General features: G+C 44.2%; 19 protein-coding genes. 3 read left to right on the plus strand and 16 right to left on the minus strand.

Annotated elements, in window-relative coordinates; translation table 11 throughout:
- Nucleotides 1–21: 21 nt before the first annotated feature.
- From C8D85_RS06170 to C8D85_RS06185, 4 genes are read right to left on the minus strand one after another with little or no spacing between them, the layout of a single operon-like run.
- Nucleotides 22–1,233: an MFS transporter gene (locus C8D85_RS06170; RefSeq protein WP_133560632.1), complete on the minus strand. Its 1,212-nt coding sequence runs from the start codon at nt 1,231–1,233 to the stop codon at nt 22–24.
- Nucleotides 1,234–1,241: 8 nt separating this feature from the next.
- Nucleotides 1,242–1,682, minus strand: a complete 441-nt coding sequence (locus C8D85_RS06175) for a pseudoazurin (protein ID WP_228189564.1) — start codon at nt 1,680–1,682, stop codon at nt 1,242–1,244.
- Nucleotides 1,672–2,505, minus strand: a complete 834-nt coding sequence (locus C8D85_RS06180; protein WP_133560634.1) for an ABC transporter ATP-binding protein — start codon at nt 2,503–2,505, stop codon at nt 1,672–1,674. The genes C8D85_RS06175 and C8D85_RS06180 overlap by 11 nt, the downstream gene beginning before the upstream one ends.
- Nucleotides 2,506–2,507: 2 nt before the next feature.
- Entirely contained in the window at nt 2,508–3,563 is a 1,056-nt protein-coding gene (locus tag C8D85_RS06185; RefSeq protein WP_133560636.1) for a FecCD family ABC transporter permease, read from the minus strand.
- Nucleotides 3,564–3,778: 215 nt separating this feature from the next.
- Between C8D85_RS06185 and C8D85_RS06190 the strand changes: the two genes are divergently transcribed.
- Nucleotides 3,779–4,864: an ABC transporter substrate-binding protein gene (locus C8D85_RS06190; protein ID WP_133560638.1), complete on the plus strand. Its 1,086-nt coding sequence runs from the start codon at nt 3,779–3,781 to the stop codon at nt 4,862–4,864.
- A 156-nt stretch (nt 4,865–5,020) separates the two neighbouring features.
- The gene (locus C8D85_RS06195) at nt 5,021–7,195 is read left to right on the plus strand and encodes an esterase-like activity of phytase family protein (protein WP_133560640.1); all 2,175 of its coding nucleotides are present in this window, start codon (nt 5,021–5,023) and stop codon (nt 7,193–7,195) included.
- Nucleotides 7,196–7,233: 38 nt separating this feature from the next.
- Here the strand turns inward: C8D85_RS06195 and C8D85_RS06200 are convergent, their stop codons facing one another.
- The 3 genes from C8D85_RS06200 to C8D85_RS06210 form a co-directional block, all read right to left on the minus strand.
- Nucleotides 7,234–7,467 (minus strand): DUF2789 family protein, encoded by a 234-nt coding sequence (locus tag C8D85_RS06200; protein ID WP_133560642.1) that lies wholly within the window; start codon nt 7,465–7,467, stop codon nt 7,234–7,236.
- Between the two features lie 94 nt (nt 7,468–7,561).
- Nucleotides 7,562–8,218: an NAD(P)H-binding protein gene (locus C8D85_RS06205; RefSeq protein ID WP_133560644.1), complete on the minus strand. Its 657-nt coding sequence runs from the start codon at nt 8,216–8,218 to the stop codon at nt 7,562–7,564.
- Between the two features lie 150 nt (nt 8,219–8,368).
- A complete protein-coding gene (locus tag C8D85_RS06210) occupies nt 8,369–10,231 on the minus strand; it encodes a methyl-accepting chemotaxis protein (protein ID WP_133560646.1) in 1,863 nt (620 codons plus the stop codon).
- Nucleotides 10,232–10,876: 645 nt separating this feature from the next.
- Here C8D85_RS06210 and C8D85_RS06215 point away from each other — a divergent pair.
- Nucleotides 10,877–11,863, plus strand: coding sequence for a lipid A deacylase LpxR family protein (locus tag C8D85_RS06215; RefSeq protein WP_244936936.1), 987 nt, complete (start codon nt 10,877–10,879; stop codon nt 11,861–11,863).
- Nucleotides 11,864–11,870: 7 nt separating this feature from the next.
- Here the strand turns inward: C8D85_RS06215 and C8D85_RS06220 are convergent, their stop codons facing one another.
- From C8D85_RS06220 to C8D85_RS06260, 9 genes are all read right to left on the minus strand, one after another.
- The gene (locus tag C8D85_RS06220) at nt 11,871–13,244 is read right to left on the minus strand and encodes an HD-GYP domain-containing protein (protein ID WP_244936919.1); all 1,374 of its coding nucleotides are present in this window, start codon (nt 13,242–13,244) and stop codon (nt 11,871–11,873) included.
- Between the two features lie 130 nt (nt 13,245–13,374).
- Nucleotides 13,375–14,964, minus strand: coding sequence for an ABC-F family ATPase (locus C8D85_RS06225; RefSeq protein ID WP_133560652.1), 1,590 nt, complete (start codon nt 14,962–14,964; stop codon nt 13,375–13,377).
- Between the two features lie 115 nt (nt 14,965–15,079).
- On the minus strand, nt 15,080–17,119 hold the full coding sequence (locus C8D85_RS06230; RefSeq protein ID WP_133560654.1) for a putative bifunctional diguanylate cyclase/phosphodiesterase: 2,040 nt from the start codon (nt 17,117–17,119) through the stop codon (nt 15,080–15,082).
- Nucleotides 17,120–17,133: 14 nt separating this feature from the next.
- Complete coding sequence (locus C8D85_RS06235; RefSeq protein WP_162847547.1) at nt 17,134–17,832, minus strand: substrate-binding periplasmic protein; 699 nt, start codon at nt 17,830–17,832, stop codon at nt 17,134–17,136.
- A 50-nt stretch (nt 17,833–17,882) separates the two neighbouring features.
- Complete coding sequence (locus C8D85_RS06240; protein ID WP_133560658.1) at nt 17,883–18,890, minus strand: GGDEF domain-containing protein; 1,008 nt, start codon at nt 18,888–18,890, stop codon at nt 17,883–17,885.
- A gap of 107 nt (nt 18,891–18,997) precedes the next feature.
- A complete protein-coding gene (locus C8D85_RS06245; protein ID WP_133560660.1) occupies nt 18,998–20,950 on the minus strand; it encodes a methyl-accepting chemotaxis protein in 1,953 nt (650 codons plus the stop codon).
- A 333-nt stretch (nt 20,951–21,283) separates the two neighbouring features.
- Entirely contained in the window at nt 21,284–21,868 is a 585-nt protein-coding gene (locus C8D85_RS06250) for a hypothetical protein (RefSeq protein ID WP_133560663.1), read from the minus strand.
- Between the two features lie 117 nt (nt 21,869–21,985).
- The gene (locus C8D85_RS06255) at nt 21,986–23,764 is read right to left on the minus strand and encodes a diguanylate cyclase domain-containing protein (RefSeq protein WP_133560665.1); all 1,779 of its coding nucleotides are present in this window, start codon (nt 23,762–23,764) and stop codon (nt 21,986–21,988) included.
- 132 nt (nt 23,765–23,896) lie between these two features.
- Nucleotides 23,897–25,153 carry a sirohydrochlorin chelatase gene (locus C8D85_RS06260; RefSeq protein WP_133560667.1) on the minus strand — a complete coding sequence of 419 codons (1,257 nt, stop codon included), beginning with the start codon at nt 25,151–25,153 and terminating at the stop codon, nt 23,897–23,899.
- Between the last annotated feature and the right edge of the window lie 45 nt (nt 25,154–25,198).

Consider the following 25,198-nt stretch of genomic DNA (forward strand, 5'->3'; position numbering starts at 1 on the left):
CTTTATAGGGCTCTCTTTCGTTTACGCAATGCTTTTCACATGACTGTATAAACGGTAGCCTGCAATGAGTCCTACCATAGCGAACCCAATCCAAATCAACTCTCTCGGCAAAGAAGACCAAGACAGCAACATCCCTATCAGTACATTACCTATAAATGCGGCCAAACCACCGACACACGAATACATCCCGTAATAGCTACCCAGCTCAGATGTAGAGCAAAATTTTGGTACGTAGGAACCTAGTAATGGGAGAACTAGCATTGAGCCAACACTGAATACAGCAGCGTACAGAATAAAGTTCGCACCTGGGAGGATTGTTGTATTTGGTAAAAACAGTAAATAAGAGCTCCCCATTAGGACAAGTCCCAAGCCCATCGCTTTAGCACTTCCTATGGTCCGGCTAACCAAACGACTAATAGGTAATTGAAAACATATTCCTAAAATAGATGAGGTCATAAACACCCAAGTAATCACACTTGAGTCCAATTCTCGCGTTTCAACCTCGTTTGGCAGGGCTAAATACAATTGATGGAAAAATAAGTGGAACGCACAGGCACAAGCGATGAACTTTATAAATGCTGTGTTTTGAAGCATGTCTAACCAGTGCTGCCAAAACGCACCTTCGCTGCGGTTGCGCTTTTCTTGATCGGCCAATTCAGGTAAAAAGCGCCACTGGATTAAGAACAGGCTGAAAAATAAAAGTGCGGCTCCAAAACCCACCCACATAAAGTCTATGGCCACTAACATAATCCCCAATAGAGGCCCGAGAAACATACCTGATTCACTAGTCCAATTTTGCATGGCAAAAATACGATCGCGACGTATTTGATCAGGTGCTTCATGTGCCAAATACGCATTACTAGAGGGGGTAAATAACGCACCAGCAAAGCCAGTTAAAAACGCTCCAAGTAACAGTAATGGGAAGTTCGCAGCGAAGCCTAGCAACCCAAAACCCGCGACCCGAACAAGGCAACCAAGCAAAATAAGCTTTTTATAACCTAAGTAATCGCCTAGGGTTCCCCCCACCAGAAATAAACCTTGCTGACTGAGTACTCGTAAGCCAATCACAATCCCCACGTGCCATGGGCTCAGGCCGAGATTCCGTTGCAGATGATCTGCCAGATATGGCAGTAACATGTAAAAGCCGAGATTGAAGGTGAAGCCATTGATAACAAGGACACGACTGGCCGCAGATAATGCGCGCCAGTCTGCTAAAAAGTGATTAGCGTTCATGCTGTGGGTTATTTAACCTGCTCTAGGATAGCGTCAACACGCTCAGGGTTGAGAGCGATCTTATTGCGAAATGAAGGGTAAAATTGATCAAGAGACTCTTTATTTACCGACTCTCCTACTTGAATCACACCGACCATCCCCATCATCAAGTGTGGTGGGCAATAGTATAAATTCACACCTTCTTCAGTGAGCTCTACGGTATAAGTCTCATTTAGCTTTGATGACCATGCCTTTTGCTGATCTGGCGTCAAAGCAGAAGCCACATGATGACCTGGTTGAGTGGGAAGGAAAGTAACCGTATCACCAACTTGTGCTTGGATGAAATCCGGCTCAAACACCATTGGCCCTTTTTCACCATAGCTTAACATCTGCACTTGCCAGTCTTTAGCAAAGGCAGATGAACAAGCTATTGAGGTCATAGCCGCAAAAAGTAGCGATCTAGTTAGCATAAGATGATTCCGGTTTTGATTCATTTAAAGACTCCTTCATACTGACATAGGCGTGTGCACCACGTCTTTGTGTACGTATGAAAGGCACGCCTAGACTATCTAATTGCACATCCGCTTTAACCCCGTACACATCCTCCACCATAGCAGGTGTTATAACATCTTTCGGCGCACCCTGCGCAACCACTTTTCCACCTTTTAGCACCAATAAATTGTCCGCATATTGTGCTGCCAGGTTCAGGTCGTGAAGAATCATTAGGGATACCCAGCCCTTTTGCTTTGTCTGTTGATCTAAGTGATCTAACAGAACTTGCTGAAAATGTAGGTCCAAAGCACTCACCGGCTCATCCAGCATTAAAATCTTGGGTTTACGCATTAAGGCCTGGGCGAATAGGATCATCTGACATTGACCCCCGCTCAAAGTTCGCACATCACGGTTTGCCAAATGCAACAGACCAATTTGATCTAATGCTTGCAACGCCTCTTCTAACAGCTGATCACCAAGTTTAAGCGACAAAGCATTTAACTGGCCAAGCAGAACGACTTCTAAAACCGTTAAACCGACATCTAAGCGAATGTCTTGTGGCATATAACCAAATTGGGTACGCCAAGTAGATAGCGTTGCTTTAGTCAAAGGAGCCCCCTCAAAAGACACTTGCCCCTTTTGAGGCTGAATATCGCCAAATAGCGTCTTTAACAAGGTGCTTTTACCGGTGCCATTAGGGCCAATAATGACATGGGTTTTGCTGGCTTCTAATTCGAAGCTCATGTTGTCTGCTAACACTAGGTCATCAAACGATAAATCCAGGTTCTCAACTTTTAACATCGTTATCGCCTCTTACCGATGATCAGCCAAAAGAAAAATGGCACGCCTATGATTGCAGTGACAATGCCTATCGGAAATAGAGCACCAGGAACAATAACCTTGGAAAGTACAGAAGCACTTGAGAGCAAAAACGCCCCCACCACAAATGACAATGGTAGGAAGTAGCGTTGATCTTCACCCACTAGCATTCTTGCAATGTTGGGAGCAACAATCCCTATAAAGCCAATAATCCCCACAAAACTGGTCGCTGTCGCCGTCATAATAGCAACCAAGATAAGGGTTTTTAATCGCAGCCTAGTGACATTAACCCCCAAGCTTTTTGCTCGCTCTTCTCCTAAGCGAAGTGCAGTCAGTTTCCAAGAGTCTTTTAGCAAAACAGCCATGCAAGCAAAGGTCACTACTGCAGTAATGGTTACATTGGTCCAGTTAGCTTTAGTTAAACTGCCGAATAACCAGAACAAGATCTGTTGGCTTAATTCAGGGGAAGAGACAAACTGAACCAAAGACAGTAATGACTGGAATAAAAACAGCAATGCGATACCGGCTAAGATAAGCTGCCCCGAGGTAATATGGCGCATCATCGCCAAGCCAAATAATAGGCTTGCTGACAACATACAACATACGAAGGCGCCGATTGGTACCGCAATTTGAGAACTCAGGCCTAGCGAGCCGATGTACAGCATCAATGCGGCCCCGAACCCCGCCGCCGCAGCCATGCCAAGCGTATAAGGGCTCGCCATAGGGTTATTTAATAAGGTCTGCATTTCAGCGCCCCCAACACCTAGGGAGCCGCCGACAATAATGGCCATTAAAGCAATCGGTAAACGAAGATTTGTGACAATCACTTCTGTAGTACGTGCTACCTCAACCGGGGCACCCAGTTTGTTTAACAAGGCATCGGTCACATCGCCAAGGTCAAGCAAAGACGGTCCAGTTGCGATATCAAAAATAAATGAACAGAGCAGTAATATAAGCAGTGCAGATAGCACGAACCAACGACGCTTTTCAGAACGCCTCTGCGAGTCCAGTGCTTCGGCAATCATAATGGAATGTTGCATGAGTCTTTAGTCTATTAAGAGATCCGTTTGCCGTAGGTAATCATATACCTCTTGGGAGAACACAAACCATCTCATGCTATGTTGCTGCACATATAATCAAATGATAATGATTTGCAGAAACATTTTAAATAACTGTAGAATGCGCCACAAGGAATAAATGGTATTTCTAGTCAATGGAATTGCTGATTTAGGGTTTTGAAACAAAGGAAAACACTATGCTGCCGAAAATCACGGCTTTTTCTACTTTACTGCTTACGTCTTCAATCTGTTTGGCACAAGATGTCACCGTGACAGACATTCTAGACCGCCAAGTCACATTTGATGCGCCAGCTAAACGTGTTGTAGTCGGCTTTTACCCAGAAGACTACATGGCGATTGGTACTGAAGCAGCTTATGACCATGTGGTTGGTATGTCTAAATACATTTGGCAAGCACGCCCAGCGAACTGGGAAATGTACCTAGAACACCGCCCTTCTCTAGATGAGATCCCAGGAATCGGCCGAGTAGATACAAAAACGTTTTCTGTGGAAAAAGTCATCAGCTTAAACCCTGATTTAATCATGCTAGCGGATTGGCAATACAAGGGCCTAGGAAGCGACATCGAACGACTAGAAAATGCTGGTATTCCGGTCATCGTAGTGGACTACAATGCACAAACCCTTGAACGCCATGTAAAAAGCACTGAAATTATTGGCGTCATTACAGGTCAAGAAGAGCGTGCTAAAAAAATTGCGGATGAATACACGCAAAACCTTAGCATGATTCAAACGCGTATTGAGCAAGCGAATCTTCCTAAACCGACGGTTTACACCGAGTACGGTGCAGCGGGCGTTAATGAGATTGGCTACACATTTGGTAAAAATATGTGGGGCGCTATTTCCACTATGGCTGGCGGCGACAACATTTCAGCACCTTACGTTGAATGGTGGGGAAAACTAAACCCTGAGCAAATCCTTGCTGCCAACCCCGACGTAATCGTTATGACAGGATATGAAACTGGCTCTGGTGATGATGCAATGGTTATGGGTCAAGGCGTTGATGCGGATCTAACCAAGTCTCGACTAGCAGGTTTCAAAGATCGTACTGGTTGGTCTAGCTTATCAGCGGTAGAAAATGATCGTATGTATGGGGCCTACCACGGTGCAGTGCGATCTATCTTAGACGGTCCGATGATCCAGTTTTATGCTCAAGTGCTTTACCCTGATCTGTTTACAGATCTTAACCCTGAGCAAGCTTACTTAGACTTCTATAAAAAATACCTACCAGTTATGCCTACAGGCACCTTCGTGACAGGCCTTTAAATACTTTGCCTTGGCTGAGCGCTCCCTTGCTCAGTCAAGGCAAAAATCCTTTCCAAACAATATTGTACGTCATAAAAATGACATTAAACTCACACGTAACTGAAAAAGAACCTCGTTAAGTTATTTGAAATTTTTATAACTTTCCTTGGAGTCTTTATGTTACGTCACGGTTTTAAACGTACTCTGTTAGCGTCATGCTTACTGTCAGCAGCTTTCTCGGTACAAGCAGATTCTTTCCAGCGTATAGCAAGTTTTCCAGTAGCCAAAAATCTTGGACCTCATACTTTGGAAACTGAAACGTCTGCTGAAATCATCACTGCAACCGCTGACGGTAATACGTTAATCTACTCCGACAGCCCTCTTGGCGGCATTGGATTTGTCGATATCAAAAATGCGAAACACCCTAAAGCCAAAGGCTTCCTAGACTTAAATGGCGAACCGACTTCGGTTGCTACCGTTGGTAAATGGGTCGTAGCGGGGGTTAACACTTCTGAAAGCTACACAAAACCAAGCGGCTACCTTGCGATTGCAGACGTTGCATCGCAAAAAGTGATACAGCACTGTGAGTTAGGCGGTCAACCGGACTCTGTAGCGGTTTCAAAAGATGGTCGCTATATTGCGGTCGCAATTGAGAATGAGCGTGATGAGGACCTTAATGACGGTGCCATCCCTCAGCTCCCAGCTGGCTACGTGGTCATTATCGAATTCGACCAAGCCTCCGGTACATGTCAGAAAACACATAACATTCCTCTAACGGGTCTTGCCGACATTGCGCCAACAGATCCTGAACCTGAATTTGTCGCGTTTAATGACCACAATGAAGTGGTCATTACCCTGCAAGAAAATAACCATATTGTTATTGTTGATGCGAAAACAGCGAAAGTGACCAATCACTTCAGTGCTGGTGAAGTTGATCTGTCAAATATTGATATTAACAAGGATGGAGCACTGACATTCGCAAGCTCTCTAAAGGCGGTAAAACGTGAGCCCGATGCCGTTAAATGGTTAGACAACGATCGTTTCGTGATTGCAAACGAAGGGGACTATCAAGGTGGCGCCCGAGGTTTTACGATTTTTAATAAACAAGGTGAAGTGCTGTTTGAAAGCGGAGCAAGCTTTGAACATGAAGTTGTTCGTGTTGGCCATTACCCAGGAAAACGTTCTGGTAAGAAAGGCTCAGAGCCAGAAGGCTTAGAAGTCGGTCGATTCAACGGCCAAACTTATATCTTTGTGATGTCTGAACGGGGTTCTGTTGTGGGTGTTTACAAAGACACTGGAGCAGTTCCAGAGTTAGTACAAATGTTGCCATCCGGCATTGCACCAGAATCGGCAATCGCCATCCCATCTCGTAACCTGATCGCCACGGCGAACGAGAAAGATCTGATCGAAGATAAAGGTCCACGTTCACACGTGATGCTATATCAGCTGGACGACAAAGCACCAAGTTACCCGCAGATCCAATCTAACCTTGATAAATCTGGCGCACCGATTGGTTGGGGAGCCTTATCAGGTCTTGCAGCGGATCCCAAACAAGCAGGTAAGCTGTACGCTGTCAGCGATAGTTTCTACAGTAGTCAGCCTGCGATTTTTACCATTGATGCCACACAAGCTCCGGCACAAATCACCAATAAGCTTGTGGTCACACGTGATGGCAAACCAGCTGAAAAGCTTGACCTTGAAGGCATTGTTGCCGATCCCAAAGGAGGCTTCTGGTTAGCCTCTGAAGGTAATGAGAAAAAAGAAGTTCCTCATGCTATCTATCATGTAGCAGAGTCTGGAGAAATTGATCAAACCATTCCATTCCCAGCGGAGCTGCTTGAGAACCAAGAACGCTTTGGTGCCGAAGGTATTACTCTTGTTGACGATCTGCTATGGATTGCGGTCCAAAGACCTTGGAAAGATGACCCTAAAACAGCAAGCAAACTTCTCAAGTATGATCTAAACAGTCAGCAATGGTCTGCCGCGCATTATCCACTAGAGGAAGCGAAGCAAGGCTGGATGGGACTGTCAGAAATCACCGCGCATAATGGTCACTTTTACATTCTTGAGCGTGACAACCAACTGGCTGAAAGCGCGAAAGTGAAACGTCTATATAAAGTAGAAATTTCGAGTATCAAAACAGCGAAACTGGGGCAAGAACTGCCTACTGTGAGCAAAGAGCTAATATACGATTTCTTGCCAGAGCTTAAAGCACAAAATGGTGTCGTAGTGGATAAGATCGAAGGCTTTACGATAGATGCCAACAATATCGGTTACGCAGTAACAGACAACGATGGTGTTGACGACAGTACAGGTGAAACGTTCTTTTTCAAGGTAGATAAATTTAAGTAAGGCTAGTTAAAAAATGGCGCTCAAACGAGCGCCATTTTTTAGGCTCTAAGTAATGAGTCAAGCTGCTCAACGGCGTCATTCCAAGGCGAAGAAGGCTCTTTCCATTGCTTAATTTTATCTGCTTGTACCGCATCCCATTCAGGCGCTTCCCAAAGCTCTAAATTACTAGGAATCGGGGCTATGCTCACGACAAGCATTTCAATGCTTCGTTCCGAACCCTCTAGCCCTAATTGTTCGACCAGATGGACCAAGGAAAATAAATGAGTCTCCATATCGACCTCCAAAAAGGAGTTGATTATTTGATCAGTTATTTAAAGCCTAGCTTAATTAAAACCATAGCGCTACGAGATGAAAGAGGAACATTTGCTAAGCTTTCGCAAAGTTTGAAAGCGCTACGTCAACAGCCTCATCGCCATCCGTCAATTCAATAATTTCACGTCGTATAAGCGGTAAATCAATTAAACTCGCTAAAACCTTGGCCACATTACCACGCTTCACCGTACCGTAAGGGATGGCTTTTCCAAGGCTGACAGCCCCATCTCCTTCTTCATCGAGTAATGTACCGGGTCGAACGATAACCCAATCAAGACTTGTAGCAGCAACTTCAGCATCTGCTTGCTTTTTCACTTCCATGTAAAACTCAAAACCTTCCCCCAAATCTTTTTTTCTCCCAGCTTCAGGGAAAGCAGAAACTAAATACAAACGACGAATATTGTTTCGTTTCATTGCCTCAATGACTTTTACGGGACCGTCACCATCTATTGCTTGAGTGCGATCTAAACCACTGCCTGCAGCGCCTGCCGAAAAAACAACGACATCATGACCCGCCATTAAATCAGACAGCTCTTCCACACTGATATCAATAATGTCTCCGTTGACACTGGCTACTTGGTTTTGCTGGTACCAATTATCATTAGCGCTACTGCGACTCAGCCCGGTCACATTATGACCCGCGGACACCAGCATTGGGCCCAAGCGTTTACCGATTTTTCCCGTTGCACCGATTACAAATACATTAGACATATCGCCTCCAAATCACTAAAAACATTAGCTTTATTAAAGCAGCCCCTGATCTGGAACGTGCGCAAGAAAAGACAAAACAATATGGAGTCTTAAGGCTCAGAAAACACAAAAGCCACCCGAAGATGGCTTTTAGACAAACCGAATGATTCATTAGAGTTTAAACCGTGAAACAACACCCTCTAATTGATGTGCCAACTCCGAAATGTCGTGACTTGAGCGTGAATTCAGTCTAACAGCCTCAGAAGTATCCATGGAAATCTCATTAATAATGACCACATTACGATTGATTTCATTCGCTGCAACCGATTGCTGGCCAATAGCCGTCGCCACAGATTGTGCCATTTCAGAAATTTCATTCACTTCATAAGTAATTCGCTCTAATACATCACCGATGACAGAAGCTTCATCACGGCTACGTTGACCTTCCTCACCACAAGATTGCATGATGGTGACAATACTTTGAGTACGTTGCTGCAACGAGTTAATGATGTCAGAAATTTCGACTGTAGCATCATGAGTACGGCTCGCCAAAGCACGAACTTCATCAGCAACGACAGCAAAACCGCGCCCTTGCTCTCCAGCCCTAGCAGCTTCTATTGCTGCATTTAATGCAAGTAGGTTGGTTTGCTCCGCTATATCTTGAATGACATTTAGCACAGTGCCAATACTTTCACTTTCTTTAGCAAGTTCTTGTGCAGAAAGAACGGAAGACTGTAATTGTCCTGATAAATTATTAACAAGACTTACAGCTGAAGTGACTCTGGCCTGACCATCAGAAACACTTTGCTGAGCATTTTGCGATTTGTCGGCTGCCACTTCCATGTTACGTGAAATATCTTCAATAGTGCCGACCATCTGCGCTACTGAAGCTGCAACCATATCTGTTTCATCACGTTGACGCTCCGCATCTTTTGCCGTGCGTTCAGCGGTTTGAGAGAGTTGCTGGGTTTGTTGCTTCATGTTCAACACTGTCTCATTTACAGAGCCAACGACTTTTTGAAAGCCCTCTAGCATCTGATTAATGCTTCGAGCAACATCACCAATTTCATCTTTACCCTGATAGGTCACTCTAAGACTTAAGTCTCTCGACCGATCAATTTCAAGCATGGCCTCACGAATAACGGCCAAAGGACGGTTAATCGAAGCCCCCACCCGCCAAGCGACCAAACTTGCGATCACTGCGATGACGACAAATAAACTAGTAATCAACCACTCGACTCTGGTTAATAAGGACTCCGTTTGCTGTGACATACTTGAAACCATCGCCTCAAGCTTGGTTTCAGTTTGATGAATCGTACGACGCATTTCGCCTAAGATACCTTCTTCACTAGAAAGCCCTATTCGCTGTTGCTGTGCCACGTAGTCTGAAAACTTACTGCGATATACCTCAGCAAGATTCGTCAAAGACTGCTTTTCACGATTGCTGATCTGAGCACTCTGAAGCTGACTTGTCAGTGTCGATATTGTTGTATCAAAGCGTTCAATATATTTGGCATCCAGTCGCAACATAAAGTCTTTTTCATGCCGTCTTAGTTGCAACATAGTCACCATGATAGCAGGCTGATCTAATGTCTTAAGCGCAGTTTCTATATCATGCACCGCCGAACGAAGTTGCCCTTCAAGCCCTTGGTCGTGACTCAAGCCCATTGCCTTCTTCGCATCGACCAGCTCTACAAATTTATTCCGGTAATCGCCAAATAATGTCGTTAAATTGCTGAACGCTTTAACATCAACACCACTCTCAATAAACATAGCATCAAGAGCGGATTGTTGTTCGATGATTCGTTGCGCTACGTCTTCAAAGCGCGATACATACTTTTCATCGCCACGCGCCAAAAAGTCTTTTTCATGACGCCTTAAGAGCAGCATTTCAGACTCTTGACGTTGAGCCATTTCTTTTCCTTGAATCAACTCTTTCAAACGAATTTCTGCAAATAGGAAGGCAACAATTAAGATAACGAGAGATACCACGACAACGCTGGTATTTAGGATAAGCTTCTGCTTGATCTGCACAGGATTACCTACTGATTGAAAAGTGTCTATCCATGAGTGATATGTGAGACAGCTTCCTTAACTAATTCAGTGTAGCAGACGTAAATAAGAGCACACTGGTTGAATCGGTAGACTTTATTAAGTTTATGTGACTGTTTTGTTACAGAAAAAAGCAATTCATTAGAGTAATTTATAAGTTTATTTATTCATGCTGAACGTACCGTTAAGCATGACAGTCCGTATAAACATAAAATAATGGCATGTAGAAACGTGGCATCAATCTGCCACTGATACGCTAGAGGTTTGACAAAAAACAGCGTAGCTGCAACAGGCAAAATCAGCAGAGCGCCTCGTTTAACACTTAATGTCACAACGAAATTTTGTTCACACGATTCGCAATGAGTTGGCTTGAAAAAACTCGATAAAGCTCTCTTACTTGGCAAGTTTTGAGCACAATGTGGACATTTCACTACCTATTCTCCATCAATAGAATCATCATAAATTATGGAAATAAACCCTTATTTAGTGCAAGGTATTGTAAAGATCGCATAAACCAAAGGATAATCACAAAAACACAGGATAAACATTCTTGTTAGTTTAAACCTATCAAGAATGGGCTTCGATACAATGATGCCAACTATCCATACATGGAACGTGAACGTTACTATGCTAAAGCTCAGACAGCTAATATATTTTTTGCTGATTGTAACAAGTTATCAAATACACGCGGGCAATAGTGTCGCGAGTGTCACTCTAGATAATGATTACTTTGTTAACAGTGATGATGGTTATACTAGTGGGCTGTATCTGGCTGTTTATGAAAAAGGAAGCTTAGATAACGAATCCGTGTTACCGCAGCCAAGTTTCCTCGTGACGCCCCTCTTATGGAGTATGCCTAGCAAAGGAGTTGATGAGGCCATTAATGCTTATAACATCGGCCAATCCATGTTCACACCATCAGATATTACTCGAACTGTACCTGATGCGAACGATATTCCTTACTCAGCTATTATAGCCCTCACAAACAGCTACATTTTAAGTAGCCGAAATCATGCAGATGTAGTCAGCACAACAGTCGGAGTGGTTGGTCCAGCGGCATTAGGCAAACAATCACAAAACGCAATACACAGCATACTCGGATCCGAAGCACCAAAAGGATGGGATGCGCAATTACGCAATGAGGCAGTATTCCAATTTGGCCGCGGGAGAGTGTGGCGCAGTTGGTCTTCCGAACTTGATGATTATGACCTGCTCACAACAGCCAAAGCGAATCTTGGAACTCTGCAAAGCTCTGTTAGCTCAAATGTGATTGTTCGCTACGGGCGAGACTTACGTCACTCGTTTGCTAGTGTATTACTGATGGATACTAGAACCAGTAACCCTATCGCTGTTGACGGTGAGTGGTATCTGTACTTAGGGGTTCAAGCGCAATACGTGTTTAACCAAATATATACCGATGGCAACACCTATCGCGACAGCGCCAGCGTAGATTATGACCATACTTTTATTGGCCTGAACTATGGCTTGACGTACTCTTGGGGAAGAAGCGCTCTCACATTCGCTGTAAACCATTCGGATTTGTTCCAAAGCGAATCAGAGCAATATCGTAATGATACTCGTTATGGGACGTTAACCTATTCTTGGTCAATGTGACCTAAAGCTACTCCGCAACTAACCAGTGTTTAGGGATGCGATCAATACAGGCTTTTAATGCTTCTAAACAACGCTCATCAATGGCAGTGTGTAAGTTTTCTTCCATAATGTCTAATACCTTGGAAACTGGCATGGCTGCTCTATAGGGTCGTTCTGCGGAGATGGCATCAAAAATATCTGCTGTTGTGATGATGCGAGTAATGAGAGGAATTTGATCTCCTTTAAGCCCTCTCGGATAACCAGTACCATCAAGCTTTTCATGATGAGATGCCGAAGCTTTAGCAACGTCTTTAAAGCAGGAAATAGGCGCTAATATTGATTCCGTATAGAAAGCATGCTCTTGAACTCTTTCCCACTCTGATGCTTCTAAACGTCCAGGCTTGTCGAGAATTTGATTGCTGACCCCTAGCTTACCGATGTCATGAAGCAAAGCGGCTCGCTCAACCCACTTTACTTCTTCAGCACTCATACCAAGTTCACTGGCAATATTCGCGGCGTAAAAGCCGACACGTTGACTGTGTCCCGCTGTATAAGGGCTTTTCGCATCCACAATCTTACCGAAAGCCGCCACAATGCAGTCAAAGTAATCGTCATCCAGTAGCATATGCGTGTTCTTAGGCGCAATCTTTAGCACTCGCTCGCGAATATCATCAGCCAAGAGCCCTTCCACAAACGCTTGATCTGAAAATAATGCCGTCAGCTGATCGACTAACATTGGATCGAACCAAGTGCCTGATCGATGACGGGCTTCGGATAACGCGCGCTCAATACTGTGTTCGTTCTGGAAAACATCCACAACTTGAACCAACAGGGCTATTCTCGAATAAAGGGGGATTACATCACCGGAGAGTTTGAGTGGCCTCCCTTCGCCATTCCAGTGTTCATCAAGACTGGCAATACCCAAAGAGACGTCCTGATTGAAACGCAATTCGGTCGCTATTTCCGCACCTCTTGTACAACGTGTTTCAATCAATTCTTGGGCATACTGAGAGCCATTTTTTATGATATCTAAAGTGGTACTGATGCGTGTTAATACCCCTTGCTCTTTCCCTGCATGACGCATAACAAAGCTAAGAGCACTGGCGACACTTGTGCCAATGGTTTTGTAATCTCTTTTAAAATCTTGGTCATGTGTCAGATAAAGCTCGCAAATACGTGCGGCATTACTACTACAACCAGCATCCTTTAATAAAATAGTAAAAAATAAGTCGTAAAGCTGATTGTCGGACAGACCAAGTTGCTGCCCCAAATGCAAACCAATCCAGCTACAGCGGATACAATGTTCTGGAGGCTGCCCTTCCGTCATATCCAAAGCGGTCGTAAGCGATAGCACCAGTTCAGAAAGCGGGATATGCGAAGAAGATGAAGCGATTGAGAGCAAGGAGATTACCTTTTTCGTACGCCATTCCCTAGGCATTTTGTTGATCAAATATCAAACATTACAAGAATCAAGCAGTGAGATCTCATTAAAAATGGCTATGGGAATCATAGCCATTTTTGCCTATCTAACTTTATAACTCTCTTGACGCAAGGAACTCGTCGTAATTGCCTTGGAAGTGCTCGATCTTGTGATCTTTAATATGCAAAATCTCTGTCGCAAGAGACGATACAAACTCGCGGTCGTGACTCACGAAAATCAATGTACCTGGATACATTTCCAACGCCATGTTGAGAGATTCAATCGACTCCATGTCCAAGTGGTTGGTTGGCTCATCCATTAGCAAAACGTTTGTTTCTTCAAGGATCAGTTTACCGAAGATTAGACGGTTCTTTTCACCACCAGAACACACCTTGGCTTTCTTCTTAAAGTCATCCGCTGAGAACAACATACGACCTAGGGTCGCACGTACCACTTGATCATCATCCGATGGTTTACGCCATTGCGTCATCCAGTCAAACAGTGTCATGTCATTATCAAACAAATCGTTGCTGTCCTGAGGACAGTAGCCAAGGGTAGCGTTTTCCGCCCACTTCACCGTACCTTCTTGGGCTTCAATTTCATTCATTAAACAACGCAGCATGGTGGTTTTACCCACACCATTTTCACCTAGAACTGCTAAGCGCGCACCCGCCTCAAGGATCAAGTTACCACCTTTGAACAACTTCTCACCTTCAAAGCCGTGGCCTAAATTCTCAAGGATCAACGCTTGGCGGTGAAGCTTCTTCTGTTGATTGAAGCGGATAAATGGATTCTGACGGCTAGAAGGCTTGATGTCTTCTAGTTTGATTTTTTCAAGCTGACGCGCACGGGATGTGGCTTGTTTTGCTTTCGATGCGTTAGCCGAGAAACGAGCTACGAACTGTTTTAGGTCAGCAATTTGTGCTGACTTTTTCGCGTTAGCGGCCATCATAGATTCGCGAGCTTGCGCCGACGCCAACATAAAGTCATCGTAGTTACCTGGGTAAACACGTAGTTCACCATAGTCGATGTCTGCCATGTGGGTACACACGGAGTTTAAGAAGTGACGGTCGTGGGAAATGATTACCATGGTCGACTTGTACTGGTTAAGCATTTCTTCCAGCCAACGGATCGAGTCGATGTCCAAGTTGTTAGTCGGCTCATCAAGAAGCAGAATATCAGGCTCAGAGAAAAGCGCTTGCGCCAATAGCACACGCAGCTTCCAGCCCGGTGCGACTTCACTCATCGGACCAAAGTGTAACGATTCATCAATACCAGCGCCCAGCAAAATCTCACCCGCTTTACTTTCCGCGCTGTAGCCGTCCATTTCAGCGAATTCGCCTTCTAACTCAGCAACCTTAATGCCGTCTTCTTCACTCATTTCTGGCAAGCTGTAGATACGGTCACGTTCTTTCTTCACTTCCCAAAGCTCTTTGTAGCCCATGATAACCGTATCGACTACAGAGTATTCTTCAAACGCAAATTGATCCTGGTTTAGCTTACCCACGCGTAGATTAGGGCTTACAGAAACGTTACCCGATGTTGGAATCAAGCTGCCGTCTAAGATTTTCATAAGAGTGGATTTACCACAGCCGTTCGCGCCAATTAGGCCATAACGGTTGCCATCACTGAATTTAACGGAGATGTTTTCAAAAAGAGGTTTGCTACCAAACTGCATGGTAACGTTAGAAGCTACGATCATGGGGTATCCAGAAATTGATAAAGCCCCAATTAAGGGGCTTAGTGATTGATGAGCGTACTATAAAGCCTATGTGTGAAAAGTCTATGGCATTGATGAAATTTTCATCATGAATGCTTTAAGTTGGTAACAAGACTCGCTCTTGCTTTAACAAGGTATAAAACTCTTCATGATGTAACGGCTTAGAGAAGAAATACCCTTGATATAAACGGCAGCCTCGCTCAGTCAGCAAGGTTCGCTGGGCTTGCGTCTCCACACCTTCGGCAATTACTTCAAGGCCAAGCTTTTTAGCCATTAGCATAATCACATCAATAATTGGTGTCTCATCACTCTCGTGATCAATAGGTGCCACAAAAGAGCGGTCAATTTTTAACACATTTAGTGGTAGCTGACTTAGATATCGTAATGAAGAGTAGCCTGTACCAAAGTCATCGATTGAAAAAGCGATACCTTTTGCCTGTAAAGCTTTCATGGTCTTTATCGCCTGCTCAAAGTTTTCAATCAAGAGATTTTCAGTAATTTCCAGCTCAATATTAACGTTTGCAACAGTATGTCGTTCTAACGCGCCTTCTACTTGGCTTACAAAACCACTTTGCATGAAATGTGAGGGGCTAATATTGATGGACACATGACGGAAGGTCTCAGGTAATCCCATGCTATCCCAGTGTTTGATTAAACGCATGGTCTCATCTAGCACCCATTCTTCAATTGCGGCAATCTGGCCTGACTCTTCTGCCACGGAAATAAACTCTAGCGGTGAAATCAATCCTCGTGTGGGATGTCTCCAACGCAGTAAGACCTCAGCACCTGACATCACTCCCTCTTTCGTGACTTGAGGCTGAAACCATAATTCCAGCTCACCTCGGTGAATCGCTTGATGTAGACCTTCCTCAAGCTGCCAGCGACTTTGAGCCAAGCGCTGCATACTTACATCAAAGAAGCGGAAGCCATTTCGCCCTTCTGCTTTTGTACGATACAGTGCGGTATCGGCACGCCTTAGAATCTGGCTGCTGGTATCCTTCGACTGCGGAAAGATGGTCAATCCTATACTGGTTGTACAATGAATTAAGTGACGCCCTATTTGAACTGGAGCCGATACGAGTTGATTAACCTGTCTCGCAATGTTCTGAACACAAGTGGCTGCCGTTTGTTCATTCTTATAATGAGCGGGTAAAAGAATAACGAACTCATCTCCACCAAATCGCGCGGTAACAGCACCATCAGGCAAACAGCCTTTCAAACGTTGAGCAAAAGTAATCAGTAACTGATCGCCAACATGATGACCGAGAGAGTCATTAATTGTTTTGAAGCGATCAATATCTAGATACATAACCGCCCCCACTAGCGGATGCTGTGAGGTTAACTCTAACTGTTCTTCCAACCGCTCGATGAACATTCTGCGGTTAGCTAAATCCGTCAGAGTATCGTAGTAAGCTAAAGTTTTTATTTGGCGATTCGCTAGATCTTTTTTATGCCAGATCTGCTCAACGCTTTGAACCAATTCCCCCAACTCATCAGCTTTGGTATAGGGTGATATGGCGGCTTGCTGTTTATTATCTTGATCAAGATGAGCCACCCACTTAGCAATCTCTTGGATTGGTCTTGATAAAGCAAAGTAAAAAACAATGAATAAAATACAGCTCAATAAAAGTGTTGAAATGAGTCCAGTTAACGCTAACGTAATGGCCCTACTCGTTAACCCACTTGCGACGTAATGCTTGTCCATTTTTAGCACAAGTTTTGCGTCACGCTCTCGGCTAGATGGAATGACAATAGTTCGTGCCATTTCCAAAGGTAACCCCAACAAATGAAAACTAATATTCGTCAGCCAGTTTGATTGTACTGGGGCCAACTGCAACGTACTGCCTATTTGATCACCGAAATCATCGAATACCTGAACCGAAGCAAACAATGGATCCGCTAGTATCAACTCAGAGATATTTTGAACTTGCACAACATCAAGGTTGTAGATAGAGCGTTGTAGGTTGGGAGTATAAAGAGAAACAGAGCGTTCAATACTGTCGTGTAAGTTTTCACGAACATGAATCAAATCACTGTAAAACTGCAGCAAAGCGGATATGCCGCCAATAAGAAATGATGTAAATAGGATAATCTTCGCTTGTCGAAATGCTATCCTTTGCCCCAGTTTCAACGTCAATATCCCTTCATTGCTTAGTTATCCGTCAGGTATTTCCGACGTATTTCATCCAATGTGCCGTTTGCACTTATCTTTTCAAGACCCGCATTAACTGTCTGAATAATGTGCTCGGCATTTGGGTACTCACGGCTTACACAAAGATGCAAAGGTAATGTGTCCTCTCCTGCTATCAGAGTTACCTTTAATTGCCGCTCTGCACCAAGGTTTTTTATGGCATATCGCGCAGGATACTCAGCCATGTAAAGTAAGTCTACATTTCGGTAACGAACAGCGTTCAGAGCACTCTCTAAGTCTGGAGATGCCTGATGAGGAATACGTTGTTGCACGAGTCTTTTTTGCATCCCCCAACCATCGATTGCCACCAATGAATAAGCTGCTAAATCATCGAATTCATAGATGCTAGTGGTATCCAAGGTTGTTTTGCTCACCACTGCACGAGATTCTATTGAGAGAGGCTCACTGAATAACATGTAATCCGCTCTAGTTGGCCGTTTAGTACAGGAAACAGTACCTGGAATCAGGCCTAATTCCATCGACTTTAGGATTCGCTTCCATGGCACTGATTTAAACGATACATCCACCCCTTGATCTGCAAAGGCGGCCTGAACTATTTCCACATCTAAGCCACTGATAGAGTTCGTTGTATCATCCACCAAGATATAAGGAGGGTAATCCACTACAGAAAACTCAATGGACTCAGCTTGTGAGAACATTGAGTATAGCCCTAAACAAAGCAACGGAAACCATGTCAATGTTCGCTTGATCATTCTTCAGACACCACACAGTTGCGACCTTGGCGTTTTGCCAAATACATTCTCTGATCCGCTAACACTACTAGATGGCTAGGCTCTGACACTTCATTAATAGCGGCTACTCCAAGACTTACTGTCACGGGAATCGACTGCTCCCCCACTACAAATGCCTCTTTGGCAATCAATATTCTTAATAGTTCAGCCTGCTGAACTAAGCTAGCTTTATCACCACGATACAAGAGGCAAAACTCTTCTCCCCCCTGCCGATAAGCATCAGCGTCCGGAAATGACTGTGTTATCCGCTGAGTTAATTGGTGTAATAAATCATCTCCCACATCATGCCCATAGGTGTCGTTAACCTTCTTGAAATGGTCAATATCGATCATCATTAAACCAAATGGTGATTCGTCATTCATGTACTCTGCGAAATCCTGCTTAAACGCTAAGCGGTTTTTCAGTCCCGTTAGAGCATCTGTTAAGGCAAGACTGACCAAGTTTTCTTCTACACGATAGCGGTTTCTCTCATATATATGAGAGACCCCCATGATGCTTATATAACAAAAGAAGAAGTTGATCAGAACAGGGCCTATGCTGTGATAAGACTCGGAAAAACCTTTCGTGGCCAATATCGATAACACGATCAGCAAGGTTGTTATAGATATAACAAAACCTTGTCTTAAGCCCAGTGCTAGATAATTTAAAATAGGAAGGAAGAGAGGCCAAACGTACAGAGCGTTAGCAAGAGGACGAAACCAGACAGCGTAAACAACAATACTGCTTAGCAGTAATACATAACCATACTGTTGCCAAGTGATACCGGACCACTTTTTTACATTCAAATATAAATAAGCAGAGTAAATAACCAGTGCAATCTCAATCAGAGCCAATGTCAGCGCACCTTGGCTCAGCAAAATGTTCCAGCATGCAAGGATGCCTGCCAGCACCCCCATGATCAAACATAAGCCTCGCCAGACTTTGTCACGTAAGCGCTTGCTAATCGAAATACTTACGTCATGCACGGCTCTACTCCACTAAAATTCTTCTTAAGTGGAATAATAACCGCGCAGATAAAGCTTGCAAAGTCACCAGCGGGTAATTGGCTGTGATAATAATAAAACCGTCGCACTTAGCTAGATTTAAAGCGACTCACCATCGCTTGTAGTTCAGTTGCGAGCTCGTTTAATGAAGCAGCGGTTTGCGATACTTGCGCTGCCAGATCTCGTGACTCTCCAGCGCCATCGTGGATCACAAGCACATTATTATTAATTTCTTCAGCAACAAGATGCTGCTCTTCTGCTGCAGCACTAATCTGAATCATCATGTCTTTAATGGCCAATACCGACGCTAAAATCTGTTCAAATACTTGGTACGTTTGCGAAGCAAGTTCAACAGAGCTATTCGCCACAGTCACACTGTGTTGCATTTTACCAGCCACAACATTGGTTTGTTGCTGTAAACGGGTCAATAACTTATCAATTTCATCCGTTGACTCGGCGGTACGACCCGCCAAAGTACGCACTTCGTCGGCCACCACCGCAAAGCCACGTCCCTGCTCACCAGCGCGGGCTGCTTCTATAGCAGCATTCAGGGCCAATAGGTTCGTCTGCTCCGCAATGGCTTTTATCGTGTCTAAAATGCCAACGATATTGTTTGATTCCTGCGACAGTGTACTCATGGATTCATTAGAACTATTAATCTCTGTCTCTAATTGACTCAAGGAATCCATGGTTTGCTGAATCAAACGATTTCCCTCTTGAACTTGAGACTCGCTGTGTTCGGCTGAAGCGGCTGCAGAAGTACAATTAGACGCCACTTCATTGGCTGTCGCCACCATCTCATTAAAGGCTGTTGATAAGTGGTCTACCGAGTTTGCTTGTTTCATAACAATCCCACTCAAGTCCGCCGACAATGAATCGGAGCGATGCGCCACACTACCGATCTCCTCACTCGATTGCTTGGTTCGCCCAACAATGCCGTCAATTGATGCCACAAATTGATTAAAGGCATGAGCCATTTGTCCTGATTCTCCCTTGCTGGAAGTATCCAGGCGCTGTGTAAGATCCCCTTCCCCCTGACTGATATCGGTTAATCGCTCAGCCATGACTTTTATTGGACGAACCACGACTTTGGACAACAACGATCCAATCACCACAAACAGCGCGACCATGACCACAGAAATCATGATGATATTCGTAATTAGCTGATTTGCTTGCGAATATACAACACTACTTGGAATGAGGCCGATAAACTTCCAGCCGAGAGCTTCTGACTGATAGACACGAGCAAACCACTCTTCCCCATCTATAACAAGCGTTTGAATAGCACCAGAGTTTGTCAGCGTATCATAAGGTCGAGAAGCATCGGACAGTGCTTTGAAATTGTTATCAGGGTCTGCAGGATCTGCAAGAATGGTTTGTGTGTCTTCCACCATCACCACATAGCCTTGTCCACCAAATTTCACCGTCGCCAACAATTCAGTTAATTTTTTGAGTGTTACATCAACACCAACGACGCCATAAGCACCGTTTTCGCCTTCAAAGCGTTGCAGATAGTCTACTAAGGGAGCACCAGTGAATGTGTCTCGGTATGCAGGGATTCGAACAGGCTGGGTCGCATTAATTGACTGTTTGTACCAGCCTTTCTCAGTCGGGTCGTAATTTTCACCACTGTTACCATGAGGCCATTGCAAATAGCCTTTGTCTGCCGTGCCAATCCAAATATAGGCCAAATCAGGGTGGGTTTCGCCAAAGTCTTCAAACAAAGCAAAGGCTGCTTGTTCCTGTGCTGAATTCGACTCAGGTGTCATTTTCTTAACGGGTTGATTTGCGTAACTTTCGATACTGCCAGGCTCAATGGCTTTAACCACATCTGAGCGAGCAAAAAATGCAGCATTTTCCGCTAAGTTATTCAAATACATTGAAAAAAGGGCATCCACATAGCCCATCTCAGATTCACTCTGGTGAGTGAATTTAGCCACGGCATCAGAGCGAACACTGCTGATGATCACCAGAGAAACAATTAAAACAGGGAGTATTACCCCTGCTGCAACTAGCGCGATAATCTTGGCACGGACTGTCATTGGAACCTCATCATACGGTTTTGGGCAGAACCCATCGTTGTTATAAAAATCGTTAGGTTCTACTCTCTCTAGTAGCCCCCTTGATCAATGCACAGTCCGTCCTTGCTATGCGCTTGTAACACTCACAACTATTACCTTAGGGATTAAACATTACGAATTTCTATGAATGAAACTCGCAGTCTGAGTCTTTGATATGTGAGTCATTCACTTATAGTGAAAAATTAAATGAATAGCAACAATGAGTTAAGCTAGGGCATCTATTAGCGACACATATAGAATGAAAGTAGTCGCTAATAGAAGAATGGAGCAGGATTAAGAAGTATCTAAGCGGTATTACTCACGAAAAGTATAAGTAAGGATATCCGCGATCTTACGGTCAATTTCGATACCAGCCGCAGCAAAGTCTGATTTTTCAACTTGGTACAGTAGAGGCTTCATTTCGCGAATCTTCTTAATCGCTTTTGGGTCTTCCGTCAAAAGCACAGCCACATATGAGAAGGCATCATAGTAAGCAAAGCCATTATCTTTTAAGGCGTTTAGGTAAGAATCTAAAGTCTCTTCACCAAATACTTGCTTAATAGCAGTGACCGCACCATACACGGCTGCACCTTCGCTTAGAGCAGTGGCTTGATTTTCTTTGTCATTACTAGGAGATAAGCCTTTCACTAACACCTGAATAACATCCGCCAGCAACATGACTTCGTTGGTGAAACTGCGTGCTGGTACTTTAACTTTATAGGCAAAAGGTTGTTCTGAAACAGGCGCAATCATTTCAGGCGTCGCAATGTCCGAGCTTACTTCAAATCCCAAAAACTGCGCCTTCTCGTAGGCAGGCCCAAACAAAAACTCAACGGCAGGCAACCAAGCGTCACGGATTTTGTTTAGTTTTAGAACTTGCTCTTGTTGTATTTCAGACACGTGTATCTCCCAAACTGATCAACATATCTCTGAGGAGTTCAGAGGTTTGCGGCAGACCATAGCATATTTCAAATGGTGTCTCTAATGGCAGTTTTACTATCAAGCAGAAAACCTTATTTAGCTCATTGAGTCATCTGCTGACGTATGAAAAACGAATTGGTTTTTGCCTTTGGATTTAGCAAGATACATGGCCTGATCCGCTTGCTGAATAAGCGCTTCACCAGCTTCACCATGCTGTCCCATTACCGTTACTCCCACACTTGGTGAACACTGGTGGGTAAAATCTTCAATTTCATATGGCTCATTTAAAACGGGCATGGCCTCATTTAAGAGAGCATTGAGCCATTCGGTAGAGGTTGTCTCAGCCCATGAAGGCCCGTGCAAAACTAAAATAAATTCATCTCCACCAAAACGAGACGCAATATCTGGTTGCTCTATCAAACTCAGCAAACGGTTCGACACTGACTTAAGCAGCACATCTCCCGCTTCATGCCCCTTGCTGTCATTCAGTGGCTTGAAATTATCAAGATCGATAAATACCACCGCAAGCTGTCGGCCATCGTTAATAGCCTCTTTACATGCTTGGTCTAAATAGCTATACAAATAGCGGCGATTAGCAAGCCCCGTTAAGGCATCAAAATATGCCAGTCGATGTATTTCTGCTTCAGCGGCTTTCGCTTTCGAGATATCCCGCGCAATCTTTGAAGCACCAATTACCTCACCATCACCATTATAGATTGGCGAAATGGTCACCGACAGATCGACTAAATGGCCATCTTTGTGAAGACGCTGAGTTTCGAAGTGATCCACTTTTTCGCCACGCGCAATTTTAGCCAATATTTCCGGCTCTTCGTGCTGGCGTTCATCAGGGATAATCGTCGCCAAGGGTTTGCCAATCATTTCATCTGATGAGTAACCAAAAATCCTTTCGGCACCAGTATTCCAACTAGCAATCACACCATGAATACTTTTACTGATGATGGCATCATCGGACGAGTCAACAATCGATCGGAAATGAGCCAAGTTTAATGAAGCCAGACGTCCCTGGGTTTTAGCAAGCCACCCCAACACACTTTCTTTATTGCTATCATTGACCGAAATCGTTGTTAAAAAGTCACCATTACCCAATCGTTTGATTGTACTTTGTAACTCAGGAATAGAACAACCGATGAGTAACTTCAATTGCTGACCTATCTTATAGATACACCAAGTCAGCATCACACACACAAAAAGTAATAGAACAGTCGCTAACGACAGGTTTCGCTTAGCTCGGTCCACATCAGCCTGAGTTCTGGCAATAATCATTTGCTCTGCTTCAAGAATCGGCTGCATGATGTCCATTTTAGTATTAATAAAGTAGTCATCAGCTAACATGGCCAAAGCTAGATTTCGTTTATCGAAATCAACTGGGTCATCTTCCTCGACTAACGTCATAGCCCGTTTCTCGATTTTCACCAGAGAGTCAGAGTTATGCTTTGCCATGATGACTTTACGCCACTCGTCATCTGTTAATCCGGTCTTACGCAACAATGTAAGTAACGGCACGGCTTCACCGTATTCTTCATGTTCACGAGTGTTATTAATGTTCACATCCCAATAGACCAGTGAATAGCTTTTAGGACGAGGCAACGCCCCGTCTCGAATGCCGACCAGCTCGTAAAACAGGGATTTGTAAACAGGATCGAGAGTCGTCACGTAATTTCTAGAAAGCTTGGCAAGATCATTAGACGACTGACGTAACTCTTCTACGAGACGAACAGATTGCTCTCGTTTCAGTAGCGCCTCTTCATATCGAAGCTGCTCAAAAATCACTACCACTAAACTCGCTGCTAACAAAAGGACAAATAGCAACATTGCCTTCAGGTAGGCTTTTAATCTTGAAGGCTTATGAGCCATTATGATCTCCGCAGCGAATAGTGTATTGATAAAACATACAAGAACCTTAGCTTTGGCGTCATGACAAAAAATGTAACAAAGTGATGGTTTATTGATACAAAAAAAGCCCTGCAGTGGCAGGGCTTTGAATCGTTAGCGCTGATGTGCTTGTGCTGTTTTATTGCAATCGCCATCTAGACGATCTTTTTCCTGTTCTAAAATCTCTTCGGTAAATTGCCCCATAAAGCAACAACAAATGCCTTCACCAATCATAGTACGCGGTCCCATTGGGTGGCCGATATGTTGGTAAACCCCATGGTGATGGTGCCCATGATCATGAGAATGACCATGGGCATGCCCGTGATGATGGCCATGGCTATGATCGTGACTGTGTGAGTGTCCGTGACTATGATCGTGGGAATGGCTATGCGAATGACCATGAGAGTGGCCAATCGCTTCAATCGTGCCGAAGGTCATTTCATGTTTATGGTCTGACTCCGATAAACCTTGAGTATCGTCCTCTGGGTCAACATATTCTGCATGGTGGTGATGCACATCCACTTCACCCGCGGCAAGACGGCGTTTAAAAGAGCTCATCAAGGTTTCATCAGCACTGTTAAACAGTGAGCCATCCATGATTTCATTCACACGGTTTTCAAACGCATCAATGACACGCTCGTGATCACTCAGATAATGAGCTTGAATAAACTCAATGCCAGGATTTTCCTGCGCTACTTTGTCCACATAACCTTGGATACGCTTAATCAGACGACCAGTAAATAAGAAGTATGGTGCGACGACAATACGCTTAAAGCCAAGCTTTACTAGCTTCTCAAGCCCAACACCCACAGATGGGTAAGTCACCCCTGAATAGACCGTATCGGCCCAACCAAAGCCCATGTTTTCATTCACAATACGCGTTAGCTTAGCCGCTTCAGCGTTAGCAGAGGTATCCGATGTACCGCGGCCAACCACAACTAACATGGTATCGTACAATTCAGCAGGCGGGTTGTTTGGATCTAGACCAAGAGACTCGTAGATTCGAGCTTGGAATGCTTCGATCATGTCCTCCTGCAGCCCCAGTTCGCGGCCGTAATGCATATCCAGCCCATCATTTTTTTCTTGATACGTAGTCAGTACCGATGGGATATCGTTCTTAGCATGTGTTGCTGCGAACAGCATACCTGGAATAGCATAAATATCATTAACACCCTGCTTGATCAGGCTATTTAACCCCATGTGGATGTTTGGTGCAGAGAACTCCAAAAAGCCGTATTCAACCGGAAGATCAGGAAAACGGGCTTTTAGCCCTTCGGCAACTAAGCCAAACTCACGTTCTGCATCTTTATCGCGGCTTCCATGACCACAAATCATAATGCCTTTCTTTGTCTCTTGGGTTGAAATACTCATATCTCTCTCTGGATTAACTTTACGCAATAGGCGCATATTCTATAG

This window comes from Marinomonas communis, assembly GCF_004363305.1.
GTDB lineage: Bacteria > Pseudomonadota > Gammaproteobacteria > Pseudomonadales > Marinomonadaceae > Marinomonas > Marinomonas communis.

What these genes read in the sequence shown, in the direction of transcription:
- C8D85_RS06260 (WP_133560667.1), bottom strand. Translation starts at nt 25,153, where the DNA reads ATGAGTATTTCAACCCAAGAGACAAAGAAAGGCATTATGATTTGTGGT.
- C8D85_RS06205 (WP_133560644.1), bottom strand. Translation starts at nt 8,218, where the DNA reads ATGTCTAATGTATTTGTAATCGGTGCAACGGGAAAAATCGGTAAACGC.
- C8D85_RS06185 (WP_133560636.1), bottom strand. Translation starts at nt 3,563, where the DNA reads ATGCAACATTCCATTATGATTGCCGAAGCACTGGACTCGCAGAGGCGT.
- C8D85_RS06170 (WP_133560632.1), bottom strand. Translation starts at nt 1,233, where the DNA reads ATGAACGCTAATCACTTTTTAGCAGACTGGCGCGCATTATCTGCGGCC.
- C8D85_RS06195 (WP_133560640.1), top strand. Translation starts at nt 5,021, where the DNA reads ATGTTACGTCACGGTTTTAAACGTACTCTGTTAGCGTCATGCTTACTG.
- C8D85_RS06190 (WP_133560638.1), top strand. Translation starts at nt 3,779, where the DNA reads ATGCTGCCGAAAATCACGGCTTTTTCTACTTTACTGCTTACGTCTTCA.
- C8D85_RS06225 (WP_133560652.1), bottom strand. Translation starts at nt 14,964, where the DNA reads ATGATCGTAGCTTCTAACGTTACCATGCAGTTTGGTAGCAAACCTCTT.
- C8D85_RS06245 (WP_133560660.1), bottom strand. Translation starts at nt 20,950, where the DNA reads ATGACAGTCCGTGCCAAGATTATCGCGCTAGTTGCAGCAGGGGTAATA.
- C8D85_RS06180 (WP_133560634.1), bottom strand. Translation starts at nt 2,505, where the DNA reads ATGTTAAAAGTTGAGAACCTGGATTTATCGTTTGATGACCTAGTGTTA.
- C8D85_RS06215 (WP_244936936.1), top strand. Translation starts at nt 10,877, where the DNA reads ATGCTAAAGCTCAGACAGCTAATATATTTTTTGCTGATTGTAACAAGT.
- C8D85_RS06235 (WP_162847547.1), bottom strand. Translation starts at nt 17,832, where the DNA reads ATGTTCTCACAAGCTGAGTCCATTGAGTTTTCTGTAGTGGATTACCCT.
- C8D85_RS06200 (WP_133560642.1), bottom strand. Translation starts at nt 7,467, where the DNA reads ATGGAGACTCATTTATTTTCCTTGGTCCATCTGGTCGAACAATTAGGG.
- C8D85_RS06255 (WP_133560665.1), bottom strand. Translation starts at nt 23,764, where the DNA reads ATGGCTCATAAGCCTTCAAGATTAAAAGCCTACCTGAAGGCAATGTTG.
- C8D85_RS06175 (WP_228189564.1), bottom strand. Translation starts at nt 1,682, where the DNA reads ATGCTAACTAGATCGCTACTTTTTGCGGCTATGACCTCAATAGCTTGT.